This is a genomic window from Pedobacter sp. L105 (assembly GCF_009765875.1).
Lineage (GTDB): Bacteria > Bacteroidota > Bacteroidia > Sphingobacteriales > Sphingobacteriaceae > Pedobacter.
On the sequence record NZ_LMUP01000009.1, the window covers coordinates 283,975 to 299,949 of the forward strand.

The 15,975-nt window shown below is 37.7% G+C and carries 17 protein-coding genes; 10 read left to right on the plus strand and 7 right to left on the minus strand.

Annotation, left to right across the window (positions count from 1 at the left end; all coding sequences use genetic code 11):
• Positions 1-40: 40 nt before the first annotated feature.
• Positions 41-979: an NADP-dependent oxidoreductase gene (locus GSQ84_RS19575; RefSeq protein ID WP_158799036.1), complete on the plus strand. Its 939-nt coding sequence runs from the start codon at positions 41-43 to the stop codon at positions 977-979.
• A gap of 93 nt (positions 980-1,072) precedes the next feature.
• Positions 1,073-2,047, plus strand: coding sequence for an MBL fold metallo-hydrolase (locus tag GSQ84_RS19580; protein ID WP_158799038.1), 975 nt, complete (start codon positions 1,073-1,075; stop codon positions 2,045-2,047).
• Between the two features lie 181 nt (positions 2,048-2,228).
• Here GSQ84_RS19580 and GSQ84_RS19585 read toward each other — a convergent pair whose 3' ends face one another.
• Positions 2,229-2,915 (minus strand): cell wall metabolism sensor histidine kinase WalK, encoded by a 687-nt coding sequence (locus GSQ84_RS19585; RefSeq protein WP_158799040.1) that lies wholly within the window; start codon positions 2,913-2,915, stop codon positions 2,229-2,231.
• Positions 2,869-4,074 carry a PAS domain S-box protein gene (locus tag GSQ84_RS19590; protein WP_371416417.1) on the minus strand — a complete coding sequence of 402 codons (1,206 nt, stop codon included), beginning with the start codon at positions 4,072-4,074 and terminating at the stop codon, positions 2,869-2,871. The genes GSQ84_RS19585 and GSQ84_RS19590 overlap by 47 nt, the downstream gene beginning before the upstream one ends.
• A 37-nt stretch (positions 4,075-4,111) precedes the next feature.
• Here GSQ84_RS19590 and GSQ84_RS19595 point away from each other — a divergent pair, with 37 nt between their 5' ends.
• From GSQ84_RS19595 to GSQ84_RS19605, 3 genes are read left to right on the plus strand one after another with little or no spacing between them, the layout of a single operon-like run.
• Entirely contained in the window at positions 4,112-4,870 is a 759-nt protein-coding gene (locus GSQ84_RS19595) for a helix-turn-helix domain-containing protein (RefSeq protein ID WP_254070920.1), read from the plus strand.
• A gap of 39 nt (positions 4,871-4,909) precedes the next feature.
• On the plus strand, positions 4,910-5,272 hold the full coding sequence (locus GSQ84_RS19600) for a two-component system response regulator (protein WP_158799044.1): 363 nt from the start codon (positions 4,910-4,912) through the stop codon (positions 5,270-5,272).
• Between the two features lie 17 nt (positions 5,273-5,289).
• Entirely contained in the window at positions 5,290-5,817 is a 528-nt protein-coding gene (locus GSQ84_RS19605; protein WP_158799046.1) for a DUF892 family protein, read from the plus strand.
• Between the two features lie 311 nt (positions 5,818-6,128).
• Here the strand turns inward: GSQ84_RS19605 and nhaA are convergent, their stop codons facing one another.
• From nhaA to GSQ84_RS19620, 3 genes are all read right to left on the minus strand, one after another.
• On the minus strand, positions 6,129-7,448 hold the full coding sequence (nhaA, locus tag GSQ84_RS19610; RefSeq protein ID WP_158799047.1) for a Na+/H+ antiporter NhaA: 1,320 nt from the start codon (positions 7,446-7,448) through the stop codon (positions 6,129-6,131).
• A 71-nt stretch (positions 7,449-7,519) separates the two neighbouring features.
• Entirely contained in the window at positions 7,520-8,785 is a 1,266-nt protein-coding gene (locus GSQ84_RS19615; protein WP_254070921.1) for an arsenic transporter, read from the minus strand.
• Positions 8,786-8,931: 146 nt separating this feature from the next.
• Complete coding sequence (locus GSQ84_RS19620; RefSeq protein ID WP_158799048.1) at positions 8,932-9,114, minus strand: hypothetical protein; 183 nt, start codon at positions 9,112-9,114, stop codon at positions 8,932-8,934.
• Positions 9,115-9,449: 335 nt separating this feature from the next.
• Between GSQ84_RS19620 and GSQ84_RS19625 the strand changes: the two genes are divergently transcribed.
• The 3 genes from GSQ84_RS19625 (at position 9,450) to GSQ84_RS19635 (ending at position 11,892) form a co-directional block, all read left to right on the plus strand.
• The gene (locus GSQ84_RS19625; protein ID WP_158799049.1) at positions 9,450-9,869 is read left to right on the plus strand and encodes an Hsp20/alpha crystallin family protein; all 420 of its coding nucleotides are present in this window, start codon (positions 9,450-9,452) and stop codon (positions 9,867-9,869) included.
• Positions 9,870-10,072: 203 nt separating this feature from the next.
• The gene (gene adhP, locus GSQ84_RS19630) at positions 10,073-11,107 is read left to right on the plus strand and encodes an alcohol dehydrogenase AdhP (RefSeq protein WP_158799050.1); all 1,035 of its coding nucleotides are present in this window, start codon (positions 10,073-10,075) and stop codon (positions 11,105-11,107) included.
• Positions 11,108-11,142: 35 nt separating this feature from the next.
• On the plus strand, positions 11,143-11,892 hold the full coding sequence (locus GSQ84_RS19635; protein ID WP_158799051.1) for a YoaK family protein: 750 nt from the start codon (positions 11,143-11,145) through the stop codon (positions 11,890-11,892).
• Here GSQ84_RS19635 and GSQ84_RS19640 read toward each other — a convergent pair.
• On the minus strand, positions 11,889-12,926 hold the full coding sequence (locus GSQ84_RS19640) for a response regulator (protein WP_158799052.1): 1,038 nt from the start codon (positions 12,924-12,926) through the stop codon (positions 11,889-11,891). The two genes, GSQ84_RS19635 and GSQ84_RS19640, sit on opposite strands and share 4 nt — an antisense overlap.
• Before the next feature lie 284 nt (positions 12,927-13,210).
• On the opposite strand from GSQ84_RS19640, the gene GSQ84_RS19645 reads away from it, so the two are divergent.
• The gene (locus GSQ84_RS19645) at positions 13,211-14,074 is read left to right on the plus strand and encodes a universal stress protein (RefSeq protein ID WP_158799374.1); all 864 of its coding nucleotides are present in this window, start codon (positions 13,211-13,213) and stop codon (positions 14,072-14,074) included.
• Positions 14,075-14,079: 5 nt separating this feature from the next.
• Here the strand turns inward: GSQ84_RS19645 and GSQ84_RS19650 are convergent, their stop codons facing one another.
• Positions 14,080-15,267 (minus strand): PAS domain-containing sensor histidine kinase, encoded by a 1,188-nt coding sequence (locus GSQ84_RS19650; RefSeq protein ID WP_158799053.1) that lies wholly within the window; start codon positions 15,265-15,267, stop codon positions 14,080-14,082.
• A 210-nt stretch (positions 15,268-15,477) separates the two neighbouring features.
• Here GSQ84_RS19650 and GSQ84_RS19655 point away from each other — a divergent pair, with 210 nt between their 5' ends.
• Entirely contained in the window at positions 15,478-15,894 is a 417-nt protein-coding gene (locus GSQ84_RS19655; protein WP_158799054.1) for a hypothetical protein, read from the plus strand.
• Positions 15,895-15,975: the final 81 nt, after the last annotated feature.

A 15,975-nucleotide genomic window follows, 5' to 3' on the forward strand; every position in this document is an offset into this window, starting at 1 on the left:
ATAATTAATTGGTACATATTTGCTGTATTAAAAACACAGTATGAAAGCAATTATTTTGGTTGAACCTGGGGCAACCACAAACTTAGTGATGCGTGACATCGCTGTCCCACAGATAAATAATGATGAAGTGTTAGTGCAGGTAAAGTCAATCAGTATTAATCCTGTTGATGCGAAAACGCGACAAGGCGGCGGGGTCTATAATTATGGTAATGTAAATAAGCAAGCTGACCTGATATTGGGATGGGACATAGCTGGTATTGTTATAGCTACTAATTCCAAAAGATTTGATATTGGTGACGAAGTATTTGGTATGGTTAATTTTCCAGGTGTGGGGAATGCCTACGCAGAATATGTAGCTGCACCGGCAGAACATCTGGCCTTAAAGCCTGGTAATATTTCTTTTGAGGAAGCCGCAGCTGCAACCCTGGCTCCGTTAACCGCCTTGCAAGTTTTGAGAGAAGCAGGTGTAAAACCGGGCGACCGGGTATTGATCTATGCGGCTTCGGGAGGTGTAGGACATTATGCGGTACAATTGGCTAAGGAGCTAGGTGCGTATGTAATTGGCACATCATCTGCTGCCAACAAGCAGTTTGTACTTTCGCTTGGGGCAGATGAGCATATAGATTACAATGCCCAAAACCTGGCCGATGCTACACATGATATTGATTTTGTTATGGATTGTCTGGGCCCGGATAATATTATCAAATCATTGCCTGTGATCAAAAATGGTGGAAAGGTGATGAGCATAGTAGCCCAGTTTAATGAAAATTTGATAGCGCAGTTAAAAGCCAAAAATGTTATTGGTAAACATTTGTTGGTTCAGTCCAACGGTAAGGACATGGCCTATTTAGCCGGGCTTTTGGGAAATGGAAAACTGAGGTCCCATATCTCAAAAAGCTTTGGTTTTGGCCAGATGGCTGATGCCCATCAGCAGATTGAGACCGGCAGAACAGTAGGTAAGATTGTGGTAAACGTTTAGTTTCCTGATATCATGAAATCGATTCCGGCGTACGCTATAGATAATTAACAGATTAAATCACATTTATCCGCATCGCGGATTTAATTTAACAATATGAAATTCATAAAAAAAGCATCTTCAATATATTATACAGGTTTTTTATCTGTAGCATTAACTTTTACAGCAAGTGCACAAAATGGTACTTCAAAACAGTTCAATCAACCCGGTTATTACCAGATGGCCCTTGGTGATCTGCAAATTACGGCACTTTCTGACGGCACAACGCCCCAAAAATTGAATGAGCTTTTACAGGATGGAAAGCCAGGTGAAATCAAACAATTAATGAAGGCCAATTTCCAAAGTGATACCCTGGAATGCTCTGTAAATGCTTATCTGGTTAAGACCGGCGACAAGTTGATTCTAATAGATGCAGGTGCTGCAGATGCTTATGGTCCAGCTTTAGGTCGCCTGACTAGTAGCCTTGAGAAAATAGGTTACAAACCTGAACAAATTGATGCCGTTCTTTTGACTCATATCCATATGGATCATATTGGCGGGCTAACAAAAGGAAGTGAATTGACCTTTCCAAATGCTGATGTATACATCAGTAAAATAGAGGCTGATTACTATCTCAGCTCTGTTAATAAAGAAAAAGCCCCTAAGGAAATGAAAAGGTTTTTTGATGGGGCTACGCAAAAACTTTCTCCAATTATCAAGGCCGGAAAATTAAAGACCTTTGAATTTGGCAATGAAATATTTCCCGGTATAATGCCTGTAGCAAGTCCGGGGCATACACCTGGTCACAGTTTTTATGCGTTGGAAAGTAAAGGTCAGAAGATTGTTTTTTGGGGAGACATCATGGTATCGGATGTAGTTCAATTTGCAGATCCTTCTATTACCAGTGTTTATGACTACGATAGGAAAGAGGCCATGATCACAAGAAAGAAAGCACTAGCTGATGCAGCTGCAAAAGGATATTGGGTGGGTATTTCCCATAGCTCGTTTCCCGGGATAGGACACATCAGTTCAGATGGCAAAAAATTTAAATTGATACCAATTAATTACTCCAGCAATGGAATAGGGCAATAATTAAAATACAGACCTACCTGAATATATCTTGAATGATAGATTTAGGTAGGTGTATTTTTTTATCGAAGCCAAATATATCAGTCTAGACATTTTAAGTAGATACTTTTTGCAGAGGTTTATGCTATTTTAAATCGCTAAATGGTAATTTAAATCAATGATGCCTGAATATGATATCAAAATACTATCTGATCATAGGAAGATCAAAATAAAATTTTGTGCCCTCATCTACCTTGCTTTCAACGTATATCTTACTTTCATGCAAACGCAGAATCTCAGCTACCAGGTAAAGTCCGATACCGAAGCCCGCTACGTTTTTGACGTTTTCGTTTCGCACCCGGTAAAACCGATCAAACATTTTGCCTTGATCGCGCTTGCTAATTCCAATACCCTGGTCGGAAATGGATACGCGGACGTTATTGCCATATTTTTCACAGCGCATAATAATCTGAGTTCCTGTGGCAGAATATTTGACCGCATTACTGATTAAATTCTCCAGGACCTGGGTAATCTTCTGTTGGTCGGCCATTACAAAAAGGTTTTCTGTATCAATCAATATAACTTTATGGGTATGGGACAATATTTTTGCATCATTGGCCACCTCATTTAGTAATAAACGCATATCAATTGGAGCTTTCTCCAATTGCAGGTTCCCATCCGCCAGCCTGGCATTGTTGAGAAAATTTTGGATAAGTAAAGCCATTTTGTTGACCTGTCTGTCAACCCTCGTCAGTGCATTGATCTTAAAGGAATCCCCTTCCTCACTGACCCTGGAAAGCAGCATTTGAACATAAGCCCTGATAGTTGTTAAAGGGGTTTTTAATTCATGACTGGCTATAGTAATAAAATCGCTTTTTTGTCTTTCGGCCATTTTTTTGATCGGTAATATCCCTGGCGATTTTCGAAAGCCCGACGATATTTCCCTGTTTATCCAGAATCGGAGAAATAGTTGACGACACATCCAGTTGTTTAAGATCCTTAGTTTGCCGTTTTGTTTCATAATGCTCCACCTGTTCCCCTTTTTTCAGGCGAGATAAAATATGCTGTTCTTCCTGATGTCCTCTCTGTGGAATAATCTTATAAATAGACTGCCCGATCATCTCTTCTGACGAGAAGCCAAATATTCTATCAGCTGCTTCATTCCAGCTTTCTACAATGCCATCAAGGTTCATACTGATAATTGCATCATAAGAATAGTTGATAATTGCGGTTAACAATGCAGCTTGTTCATCAGCCTGTTTCACATCAGTAATATCAATTACTATTCCGATAAAGCGCACAGGATTGTTCTTTTGATCAAAGAATACTTTTCCTTTTGATCTGACCCACCGCGTTTTTCCATCCCCGGCACCGATTGCCCGGTATTCTACATTGTAATCTCCATCAGATATTTTATTTATAAAAGAGAATTTTCTGATGTGATCATCGATCCGCTCACGATCATCTGGATGCAGCCCCGGCAAAAAATCACCGTTGTAGCTGATCCTATGCTGATCTCGAATATCGAAAAGTTCCCTGCATCTTGCGTCCCAGAACATTTCACCTGATAACAAGTTATTATCAAAGGAGCCAAGATGAGCAGCCGCTATTGCCAGACGGGCTGATTCTTCTGAAGCAGCAAGTTTAGCTTTTGCCAGTACCAATTCGGTAACGTCGTTCGCAATACAGAAAACCCCTTTTAACGTGCCATCATCATCCCTGAAGGGCTGATAGGAAAAGGTAAAATAAAATGTCTGCAAGATGCCTTCTACAATGATATCTGCCCTCTTATCGGTAAATGAATGACCAATACCGGTATGATACACGTCAAGCAATAATTGACGAAATGGTTGGCCTTCTAGTTCTGGAAGAACTTCGTGAAATGGTTTACCAATTACGTCTTCTGTTTTCCCCCATGCCTTTAAGGTTGACTCATTGGCAATGGTGACGAGGAGATCTTCACCCATACATAAGTATACCGGGAAGGGTGAGGCGTCGATGATTGTTTTAAAGGTGTGGGTATAGTCGTTGATCCCTGTTTGGAGTATTATTTTGAGTTATCACCTGATCTGCTATGTATAGCTGGCTATGACGGTTATTTTAAAAAAAATAAATCCAGCTGTGTCTAAAACTTTAGGGTATAGCAATGCGGAACTTTTTGCTTCCCCTATCAATTCCTTTGTTCACCCCGATGATCGTGGGATTACTTCTCAAAAGCGTGATGGCTTAAGGAATGGTGTTGTATTATTACAGTTTGAAAATAGATATCTGGCTAAAAACGGTTCGATTGTTTGGCTCTCCTGGACATCCATTCCAATTGAACGGGATAAAATGGTATTTGCGATTGCAAAGGATATTACTTATAAAAAGCAATTAGAGGAATATGAAAGAATATCCGCTATTTTATTGAAGCTAAATGAAGAGCAAAAGCAAAAGTTTAAACAAACAGAAGATATCATCAAAAAAAAGATTGGTGTCGTGGAATCTTCTGCCGAACAGCGAACAGATGGCAATAAACTTTCGTCCATTGATCAGGAGTGGCTCAATGGATTTGAAAAAACAGTTAGAAATTATGCCGGCAGGCCAGAGTTGAATTTAGGGTTTATAAGCAGTGAACTGGCGATCAGTGAGCGGCAACTCTTCAGACAAGTTAATCGCATATTAGGTATAACACCTAATAAACTGATTAGGATTATCCGTCTTCAACTTGCATGGGAAGCAATTGCTTCAGGTAAATACCGAACAATAAAAGAGATAGCTAATATTGCCGGCTACGGTTCGAGGGCACATTTTAAAAAACTCTTTTACGAGATCTATGGGATCGATATTGCGGAATTAGTTAAATAATGGATTAAAGTAGAAAGATAAGTGATTGCCTGAAAGATTATGAGAAAAAAAATACTAGTGATTGATGATGATGAGGATATATTATCCATACTCGATATTATACTGGAAGGGGAGGGATATGAAACTATTTTATATAGTTCTGGTACTACGCCTGAAGAAGTAAACCGTCTTAACCCTGATTTGATCTTGCTGGATATTAGGATTGCAGGTTTTCCAAAGACTGGAGTAGAGATCTGTACCGAGTTCAAATCCAGGCTGGATACTGCCCTCATTCCTGTCCTTCTTATTAGTGCGGAGGAAAATATTGAGTTTTTGGTAAGTGACTGCGGCGCAAATGGTTTCATCAATAAGCCCTTCAATATTCATATGCTTGTAGATAAAGTAAAAGAATTCTTAACTTAACAGATATTTTGTAATTTATGAATGAACATTCAGAAAAACCAGATTCGTGGAATAAAATAAATTTGGGCTCTGAAAAATTAAAAGTTTTCTTTTTAATGCATCTTGACCGGATATATGCCGCCAAACTTCACCTGGTCTCTAAGCTGCCATTACTTGCTGCTGAGGTGCAATTTTCGGAACTCAGAAATGCTATAGCCGAAACAGTTGAAGATGTAGAGAAACAAATAACAAGAATGCAATTAATTTATACCCTGCTTGATGCGGAGGTGTCTACAGGCAGCATTCATGGACAGATCGGCCTGATAGATGATGCGTTCGAGGCCATTAGCGAACAGATTGGTGAATCTGAACTGCAGGATCTTTCCATTATTTTTTACCTTCAAAATATTGAAAGTATTGAAATGGCATCATTTCAGGTCCTTCAAATGGCCGCAGTAAAATTAAAGAACAAACAAGTAGGCAAATTATTGAAGGAGAACTGTGATGAGGCAAAATCAGACAGGATTCTATTGCTCTTTATATCTTCTAAATATATCGTTAGTTAATAAATCTCCGGAATTGAAGCCTCGATAGTCCTTTTAACATCTTGTAGTTTGATTTTAATTTGCCAAAATGACTAAAGAATGTTTTAGTAAAAATATAGAAATAACCCGATTGTTCTTCGTAAAGGGTTCCCATTTGTAAGGTGTCAAAGAGTTAACCCGGTCAGTTAGGAAAGTTGTTGGGATGAAAGTTGATGGCCATCATTTTCTTTGCGGTTACTATCGGTTATTTAACTCCTTTTTTCTGCAGCAATTTTTTATGATTTCTCCACGTTCAGTAATTTCCTAATTTTCAAGCACCAGTTTTGACAGATTTAAACTTTATAAATTTTTCCTTTAATATTTTTGAGAACTACCGTCCCCAGGATTCCGGCAACAATTGAAGCTAACAAGATTCCGTATTTTGCCTGATCGATAAAGACAGGGTCTTTAAATGCAAGTCCGCTTATAAATAAAGACATGGTAAATCCGATACCAGCCAATAATGAAACTCCAATAATATGTTTCCAATTCGCCTGATATGGAAGCTTACTAAGCTTTGTTTTTATCATTAGCCATGTAAATAACAGGATGCCTACAAATTTCCCCATCACAAGGCCCGCGGTTACGCCAATAGAAACAGGATTGATAACAGCTGTCAATATATCTGCTCCCATATGAATTCCAGAGTTAGCTAAGGCAAACAATGGCATAATCAGAAATGCAACCCAGGGATGTAATATATACTCAATTTTTTGTAATGGGGTTTCAGCAGCCTCACTAAGATTTTTAACATGCTGTATTGTACGATGCTGTTTGGGAGTAGTGAGCGTGCTATTGCGAGGAATTTCTTTGTCGAAATCTGATAATAAATTCCTCAAATTCCCAGAGTAATCACCCTCACTAATACGGGTCTTTGCGGGGATAGTGAAAGCAACCAGTACGCCTGCAATAGTGGCATGAACACCTGATAAAAGAAAACCTATCCAAACACCTATTCCTAATATCAAATAGAACGCACTGCTCCTAATTCCTAAAATATTGCCTGAAATAAGTCCAACAAGAAATACCAGGCCTATACCTAAAGATACAAAATTAACCCCTGCTGTATAAAAGAAGGCAATCACCAGAATGGCACCTAAATCATCGGCTACTGCCAGGGCTGATAAAAAAACTTTTACTGAGGACGGAATATGTTTGCCTGCCATTGACAAAAGTGCAAGGGCAAACGCTATGTCAGTTGCCATTGGTATTCCCCAACCATGTGCGGCATCAGTGCCTTGGTTAATTAAATAATATATTAATGCCGGAACAAACATCCCACCCAGGGCAGCCATCATGGGAAGGGACGCTTTACTCAACGTAGAAAGTTCACCATCCATAAATTCACGTTTTAGCTCTAGTCCTATAACAAAAAAGAAAATAGCCATTAAGCCGTCATTTATCCAAATATGAATTGGCTTACTTAGTATAAAGGTATCAAATCCAACAGAAAAATTAATTTCCCACAGATGGTGATAGAAGTCCTGATAAGAAGAATTGGCCCAGACTATAGCTATAATCACACTGATAAGAAGAACAATACCACTGGTATACTCCAAATGAATAAAGCGATGTAAGGGGGCAGTTATTTTTTCTATAGGAGTCTTGTTCATATTTTTGAAAGGTAAAATAATCTACTGGTGTAACAACTTGTATCTGCAATCATGGAATCTATGGCAGATCATCAATAATTTGTTAAATATAGGGAGCCTATAGCAAATAAAAGTGCAAGTGTCATTACCAGTGAGCCCAGTTTTAAAAAGTTCCAGAAACTAATGTTTTCGCCGTCACGCCGCAAGGCTATTAACCAGAGTATAGTAGCAAGAGAACCTGCAATGGAAAGATTTGGACCAAGATCCAGACCGATCAAAATTGCGCTTTTGATTATTTCTGGTAAATGCCCGCTCTGTAAAACATTACCGGCAATAAGGCCTACAGGGAGATTATTCATCACATTGCAGGTGAAGGCAATGATGAAACTGCTTCCCCATGTTGTGCCGGGAATTGTATTTGCTACACTTTGATTTAATATATTAGTTATAGTTTGAATAAGGCACGTTTTGTTAAGTGCTTCAACAATTACAAATAAACCAGCAACAAGTGGTATTACAGACCAGGAAACTCCTCTGATAACTATCCATGGATTCTTTTTAGCCCTGATTACCACTACGGCAGAAGTTATAATGCCGGTTATAGCAGTAGGTAAGCCAAGTTGAATATTTATTGCTGAGGAAAGTAACAAGATGATTGCCGTTGCTGCAATGCCATAGAGGGCAGTTTTACCACCCTGGCTAAGAACTGGGATAGATATATTGGTTTCTATTTTTTCTTGTAATGCTTTACGTTGCGTAAAGCGAAGAACCAAATAGGTAACAACGATAGCAAAAGCAGATGGCCATATGTATTGAGCCAGCCAATGCAACAAGGAGGGCATATGCTGACCATAAATTACCAGATTAGCAGGATTAGATATGGGAAGAATAAACGAAGCCGCATTGGCAATGAAGGCACATATTAGTAAATATGGCATAGAGGATTTTACCTTTGCTACTTTTGCCGCTGCTGCTACTGCTGGCGTTAAAACCACTGCTGTAGCATCGTTTGACAAGAATGCAGTGACTATAATTCCTACCAAATAGATTAAAAAGAAAAGTTTATTGGCCGAGCCTTTGGCAGCTTTTGTAGCATGCACTGCCAGCCATTCAAAAAGTTTTTCTTCCCTTGCGGTTTCGGCAAGCAGCATCATTCCTGCCAAAAATAAATAAACATCTGTTCCTTTAATGATACCGGCTAAACCGTCGGCAGGTAAAATTAATCGACTTATAACCAGTAATAATGCACCACTTACCGCCCAAAAGGCTTCAGCAATTTGAAATGGACGGATAATAACCGCAGCTATCGTTAAAAATGAAATAATCCAAATGGTAACATACATCATTGTAATGTACATTATTAAATCAATAAGCTATTTGTCAGTTGGCTTTATAGTTGCATAAGGTCAATATCCTTTATGAGATTTTTATTTCTAATGGAGTACCGAGACGAGATGATATGATTGTTGTTTCTACCGCTGGTCTGCACATTTTGTAGCCGTTATTAAAGTATCATATTATCCAGTTTAATAGCTTCACCTACCTCATCTTTCATTTCCAGTACCCATTCAAGTGCTTCTATTTTGGTGGAAAGTTCTGGGCAATCTTCCCGATCAATGCCCCTGGCAGTCTGTATAATTAATTTTAGTCTGGTCAGTTCTTTTTTGATTTCTCTAATCGTTTTCATATTTAAATGTAATAATAATCGAACCGATAAAATTGACCCAGATCATCAGAATTGTTGATGCGTGTCATTTATTTTTTTATAATATTTTGTCATTTTATGATTATTAATTACTTTATGTTTTAATTATATAACTTTTTAGTATTAATATGTAATTTACAAGACTTAAATGTTGCGATATTTTGTTAATGAAGATTTCTTGACCTTAATTCAAAGATCAGGGTTGACAATGAAAAATTACTCTTGGTCATATCATGATGAATATCACTATAATCATTGATGACGATCAATACTAATGTTTTTGAAAATCAGACCTTTAAATTATAAATATAAAACATATGAAAACGTTAACGAAAACAGAAGAACTAGGAATATTGCCTGCTGGATTAGCGAATTTTGATGACTTCGATGCTTCAAGTCTTTCTGTGGACTTTATCCCATCGGTAAATATTCGCGAAACCGAGACAAATTACGAAATGGAATTGTCTGCTTCAGGTTTTAAAAGAGGTGATTTTACAGTTTCTACTGATGATGGTAATTTAATGATCAGTGCTTCAACAAGTAGCAGACGCAGAGAAGAAAATGAAGATTACACGAGGAAAGAATTTTCCCGGACTTCTTTTAGCCGGTCCTTTAAATTGCCCGAAAATGTATTGCAGAATAAAATTACGGCAAATTATCATGGGGGCTTATTAAAGATCCGCCTCAAAAAGGCGGATGCTGAAGTCAGTAATCAGAAGAAAATAAAAATTAGTTAGTATTAAGATATTGATAGTCAGTAGATGTATTTATAAATCACAATTGATTTAAACAAGATATGAATCATATTAGCAGACGTAAACTGACAATAGTTAGAGGCATTTTAGTAGGTATAGTAATTATATTTTTATACTTCCATGCAAAGGCAGGATCCTTTAATGATTACTGAATTCTATCAAGAAGTTACCTTATAAAAAATATTATGATCCCTAAAAAAATGAAAGCTGCCGTTATCCGTGGATTCGGTCAGCCATTACACATCGAAGAAATGCCTGTTAGAGAACCAGGTGAAAACCAGATATTGGTCAAAGTGATTGCTTGTGGTGTTTGCCATACCGATTTGCATGCCTGTGAGGGAGATTGGCCTGCAAAACCAAAAATGCCCTTGATCCCAGGTCATGAGGCAGTGGGTTATGTTGTTGCTTTAGGAAAAGGGGTTAAGCATATCAAGGAAGGAGACGTTGTAGGGGTGCCATGGTTATATAGTGCCTGTGGCCACTGCGACTATTGTTATACTGGTTGGGAAACGCTTTGCGAAACTCAGCAAAATGGCGGATACAGCGTTGATGGTGGTTTTGCAGAATACGTAGTTGCAGATGCCAGGTATGTAGCACATTTTCCTGCAAATATCAATTTTACACAAATGGCACCTATCATATGCGCTGGTGTAACCGTATACAAGGGCTTAAAACAAACTGATGCAAGGGCAGGAGAATGGGTGGCAATTTCTGGTATTGGAGGTTTGGGTCACCTGGCAGTTCAATATGCAAAGGCTATGGGGTTTCACGTGGCAGCAATCGATATCGCCGATGATAAACTGGCGCTTGCAAAAAGCCTTGGTGCGGACCTTATTGTAAATGCCAAGGAACAAGACCCTGGTGCGTTTCTCAAAAAGGAGACAGGTGGCATGCACGGCGTTTTGGTTACCGCACCATCGCCCATCGCATTTAAACAAGGACTTTCAGCGCTTAGACGTAAAGGTGTACTATCGTTAAATGGATTGCCAGCCGGAAGTTTTGACCTCTCCATTTTCGATACTGTAATTAACGGTACCACTATCCGCGGTTCCATCGTTGGGACCCGCAAGGATATGGAGGAAGCGATTTCATTTGCTTTAGAGGGAAAGGTGAAAACCAAAGTTCATACAGCTAAACTTGAAGATATAAATACTGTATTTGATGATATGAAAAGAGGCGATATCAGTGGCAGAATAGTCTTGGAGATAGCAAAACCATAACTTTGATTAGTTCCTGACTCACAATCATACTACATATGTTAAGACACTTGGGTACCAGGCGAAGTACAGTGCATAATCTTAGATTAGCTACGCTTCTTGGGTTAACAGCTGGTATGGTAAATGCTGAAGGTTTTCTCGGTTTTTCGATCTTAACCACTAACGTAACGGGTCATGCAGCCTCATTTGCAGAAAAAATTTCATTACAAGACTGGTGTAGTTCTCTTTTCATTGCATTATGGATGTTGCTTTTTTTAGCTGGTGCCTTTCTTTCTGGTTTAATTCTTTCCTTAACAGGTGCTAACCAGCGTTTTTCTTATGTTATTCCGTTACTTGTTGAAATATTAATTCTTCTTGTTTCGGCACTATATGGCAATAGATACCATGGAACGAGGGCAGTTCAGGAATTATTTGCAGGCAGTTTACTTTTTGCAATGGGAATTCAGAATGCTTTGGTTTCCATGGTTTCTGGATCTGTTGTAAGAACTACACACCTTACCGGAACATTTACTGATCTTGGGATAGCACTTGCTCAGCTATTCAATGCTCCTGATCAAAAGCGTATTGTGCTAAAATCTAAAATAAAACTTAACCTGGTTATTATAGTCTTTTTTATGACTGGAGCTGTGTCTGGTGCTTATTTATTTCGTCATATTAGTTTCCTGTCTTTTTATGCACCGATATTTATTTTATGTTTTGCTCTGGTTTATGATTTGTTGAGGATAAAAGCGCAGCGTTATTATCGCTTGGCTACGTATGCTATGAAAAACAAACGCAGCGTGAGTTAATTTTTCATTTTGGTGAGCCCTGCAAGATTAAGAATAGTAATCGTACTTCCATTTCTTTCAATCAGCCCCTCTGTTTTGAAATCAGATAAAGTACGGCTCACTGTTTCAGTTGCCATACAAGCCATTGCAGCCAAATCTTCACGGGATATTTTAAAATAGTCATGTTCGGCTGGTTTATGCTTATTTACGCGCAAGATGGCTTCTGCCATTTTTTTCCTTACTGAAAAGTAGGCCAGTTGCATAAGCTGCTCTTCCTTTTCCCTGATATCATTAGATAACAGTTTAATAAATTCACCAGATACATCGGGGTGTAAAAGCAGTAGCCCGTCAAGCTGTATTTTAGGGATTACACAAACCACACAATCTTCCATTGCTGTAGCAGTGTCTGTATAAGGTTCATTAGAAAGAATAACATTTATCGCTAAGTATTGACCAGCGGAGTAAATTCCTGTCATAAATTCACGGCCGTCCTTAGCTAATTTTATGGTTTTTACCCTTCCACTAATTACCAGATAAATTCCAGATGCCGAATCGCCCTCAAAATAAAGAATATGACTCTTCTTTAATCTCCGGGCTTTACATGCCTGAGTTATTTTCTCTAATTCCAATAAGCCATTATGTTTAGTAAGTAAATTGCTCAATTGCTCAGAGTTTCTTACCAGTTCTTTTTTATTTAGTCTCCCCTCTATAGCTTTTAGCAGATCTATATCAGAAAATGGTTTGGTTAAATAGTCGTCGGCTCCCATTTCCATACCTTTTCTCAATTCTAACCGCTCGGCTTTGGCAGTTAAAAAAATGAATGTTATTCCCACCGTAGCTGGATTTTTCTTCAGTAAATATAAAACGCCATAGCCGTCTATTTCAGGCATCGCTATATCACACAGAATCACGTCTGGAAGATGTTTCAAAGCGAGTGCAACGCCTGTTTTTCCCTGATCTGCACCAAAAGCAGTATAGCCGGAAAGTTCTAATATTTCAATAACACTCTCACGAATGTCATTATTATCTTCAATAATCAATATTTTCTTGCTCATAGGATAATATAAATCTGTGAATTCAGTAGGAGAGCATATTTGGCTATTGGAATAAAAATATCTTACCGCAAGATACAACAGTTAAGTGTCAAATTTGTTTGATAAGGAGTTAAATTATTTTGCTTGTGTGTGATCATATTTTAAGATGATTTTTATCATTATATCATTAGGTTAAATTATATACCTTTAGTTAGTAATTATAAGCGAACTAGTGAGATTATAGGTGAAATTTTCTTAAAAGTAATAATATGCGTTTATGGTAGCTTCATTATCATTAATAACAGATATTTTCTAATGAAAAGCTTACTTATTTTAACAGACTTTCAGTCAATGCCACTCATGCCGCCGAGTATGGCTATCACTTAGCGAACCAGATTGGAGCAAACATTATTCTTTGTAATGTGATCAATGTTCTGGCTGAAATTCCACAGGCAGATTTTGTATTATGGCCGATGGGAGGTGAAGATGTATTAAAAGAACTTAGTGATATGGAACTAAAAGATCTAAAAAAACATTTGCAATATCAGAATCATATAGGATTTAATCCAATCATAAAAAGTATAAATTATTCCGGCACAGTAGAAGACGTACTAACAAATACTGTTGAAAGCTATGAAATAGGCCTAATTATAATGGGAACACATGAGAGTGGCAGCTTAAGGAACATTTTACTGAGCAACCACATTCAAAATATGATTTTAAAAACTACGGTTCCTTTGTTATTAGTGCCCCCAATTGCACCTAAAACCAATATCCGAAGGATAGCTTTCGCGTCTGATTTAACACATATAGACATTGATTTGGAACGTATTTTTTCTCCTGTAGCTTTTGCAAAGTCCATTAACGCTGATGTTCTGATTGCGCATGTTGGAGTTGACGAGCATGACTCTCCACTATCAGCAGAACAAAGTGAAAAACTATTGACAGAAATTTCGCTTAAAGCCTGTTATCCTCATTTTTACTATAAATACTTAAATAACAATAATACTGAGATAGGTTTAGAATGGTTATGCGCTAATGAAAATATCAGCATATTAGCGATTCTGCCCAGAAAACGTAATTTTATAGAAAGGTTGATCTCAGGTGGCCTTACACAAAAAATTGTTAAACATTTGGCTATACCATTACTGGTCTTCCCGGCGCAGTAATTGCCTTATGCCCTTGCAAAAGATAGCTTGAATGTAGTTCCTTTGTTCATGCTGCTTTTATAAATAATTGTGCCGTTCATCAGCTGGGTATACCGTGCAACAATATTCAATCCAAGGCCAGTACCTTGAATATTACCTATGTTATGTGCACGGAAAAAGGGCTCAAATAGATGTTTTTGATCTGCTTTTGGAATTCCAATACCCTGATCCTTTACTGAAATTGTCCAGAACTGATCATTAACCTCGGTTTTAAAATTAATACGGGTATTTTCACCAGAGTATTTTATCGCATTCGTTATTAAATTTATAATACAATGTTTAAGGAGATTGTGATCCAGGTTGAGCATGCTCGTGCTGCCGGAATGATCATAAATGATTGTTTGATTTTGTTTGGCCAGCATTTGCATTTCTGCCTGGACTTCCTCTGCGAGTTCAACCATATTAAAAGAATTAAAAACGGGCTCTATCCTGCCTGCTTCCAGTTTTTCCAGTGAAAGGAAGTCATCCAATATTGTGGTAAGTTCGTTTATAACGTTTTTGATCTTCCCCACATGTTTATTTACTTTGGGGATGTTAAATGGTTTCGTATACTCATCAATTAGAGTGGCTGACAATTGTAATACGCTTAGTGGAGTACGGAATTCATGTGAGGCCATAGATACAAAGCGACTTTTTAACTGTCCCAGTTCTTTCTCCTTTTTTAACGAGAAAATTACTTCTTCTTTGGCCTTTTGCAGGGCAATGATTGTATCTTTTAATAAATGGGTACGGACCTCCACCAACTCTTCTAAATGAGTGGTATAATCCTTAAGTTTCTCTTCGGCTTCCTTTTCACGGCTTAAATCATGAATAAACCCGGTATATATTTTTCTCCCAGAATATTGTACATCACTTATTCCGATACGGAAAGGAAAAAGCGTATTATCTTTTTTCAATCCGATGACTTCACGCTCAATTGCTTTTTCTTCAGATTTCTCTAATAATTTATAGGAAGGAATATGTTGTTCTGGATCGTCGGAATTGCTTGGGGGTAAAAGCATCGTTACATTTTTGCCTATTACTTCTTCCGGAGCATATTTAAATAGTTTACAAGCTGAGGGGTTAATGGATTCTATCATACCCTGATCATTTATGGTTATAATCCCATCGATTGCATTTTTGATAATAGCTACTAATAATGCGGCATTCTCCATAATAATTTAGGCGGTATAATTAACTATACAACGCTAAACTTAAGCTATTGTTAGTTGATTTTATTTTATTAAATAGATATTGGGTTTAGTTGATGAGCATCACGTCCTGAAATGATCTGTAACACCCAGTCGCCAATCATTAAAATATAACTTTATATCATAAAATTAGCATCTCATCATTGTTATAAACTGGTATAAAACATTTGGAAAATGAAAATCGTAAACGAAATGTCTGTGATATCACAGCAATATTATATTATGGCAGAACACTGGGCCTCAGATTTAGAATTCTTTAAATTGGAAACGGCTTTCCTGCGCGGTTTGCTGGAAGATCATTTTATGGAACTTTGTGATCAATCTTACATTGAAGAATTAAAAAGGTACGGAAAGCTATTGATGGTTCTGGATAAAGATGAATATGAGTGCGAACAGATGATTAGTCTTCAGCTTACCAAACTTGGTCTGTTGGCCAAATATTCATTGTTGGATAATAAAGAAGAATTAAAGGAATCGCAGGGTGTAATTGAATGTATAATGATGAGCATAACCAAAGAATACCGTCAGGTTAAAAAGGATATATTCAGATTAATAGAAATACTATTAAAAGCGGATAAGTTAAAAAACTGAATTAAGGTCACCTTAATTGTTGATCTCCGTCACCTTTTCGCCTGTTGCTTAACGGTAAATTCGTTCATCAATAAGAAACAA

Coding starts and splice junctions, on each gene's coding strand:
- GSQ84_RS19575 (WP_158799036.1), top strand. CDS start 41: ATGAAAGCAATTATTTTGGTTGAACCTGGGGCAACCACAAACTTAGTG.
- GSQ84_RS19580 (WP_158799038.1), top strand. CDS start 1,073: ATGAAATTCATAAAAAAAGCATCTTCAATATATTATACAGGTTTTTTA.
- GSQ84_RS19585 (WP_158799040.1), bottom strand. CDS start 2,915: ATGGCCGAAAGACAAAAAAGCGATTTTATTACTATAGCCAGTCATGAA.
- GSQ84_RS19595 (WP_254070920.1), top strand. CDS start 4,112: ATGACGGTTATTTTAAAAAAAATAAATCCAGCTGTGTCTAAAACTTTA.
- GSQ84_RS19600 (WP_158799044.1), top strand. CDS start 4,910: ATGAGAAAAAAAATACTAGTGATTGATGATGATGAGGATATATTATCC.
- GSQ84_RS19605 (WP_158799046.1), top strand. CDS start 5,290: ATGAATGAACATTCAGAAAAACCAGATTCGTGGAATAAAATAAATTTG.
- nhaA (WP_158799047.1), bottom strand. CDS start 7,448: ATGAACAAGACTCCTATAGAAAAAATAACTGCCCCCTTACATCGCTTT.
- GSQ84_RS19615 (WP_254070921.1), bottom strand. CDS start 8,785: ATGTACATTACAATGATGTATGTTACCATTTGGATTATTTCATTTTTA.
- GSQ84_RS19620 (WP_158799048.1), bottom strand. CDS start 9,114: ATGAAAACGATTAGAGAAATCAAAAAAGAACTGACCAGACTAAAATTA.
- GSQ84_RS19625 (WP_158799049.1), top strand. CDS start 9,450: ATGAAAACGTTAACGAAAACAGAAGAACTAGGAATATTGCCTGCTGGA.
- adhP (WP_158799050.1), top strand. CDS start 10,073: ATGATCCCTAAAAAAATGAAAGCTGCCGTTATCCGTGGATTCGGTCAG.
- GSQ84_RS19635 (WP_158799051.1), top strand. CDS start 11,143: ATGTTAAGACACTTGGGTACCAGGCGAAGTACAGTGCATAATCTTAGA.
- GSQ84_RS19640 (WP_158799052.1), bottom strand. CDS start 12,926: ATGAGCAAGAAAATATTGATTATTGAAGATAATAATGACATTCGTGAG.
- GSQ84_RS19650 (WP_158799053.1), bottom strand. CDS start 15,267: ATGGAGAATGCCGCATTATTAGTAGCTATTATCAAAAATGCAATCGAT.
- GSQ84_RS19655 (WP_158799054.1), top strand. CDS start 15,478: ATGAAAATCGTAAACGAAATGTCTGTGATATCACAGCAATATTATATT.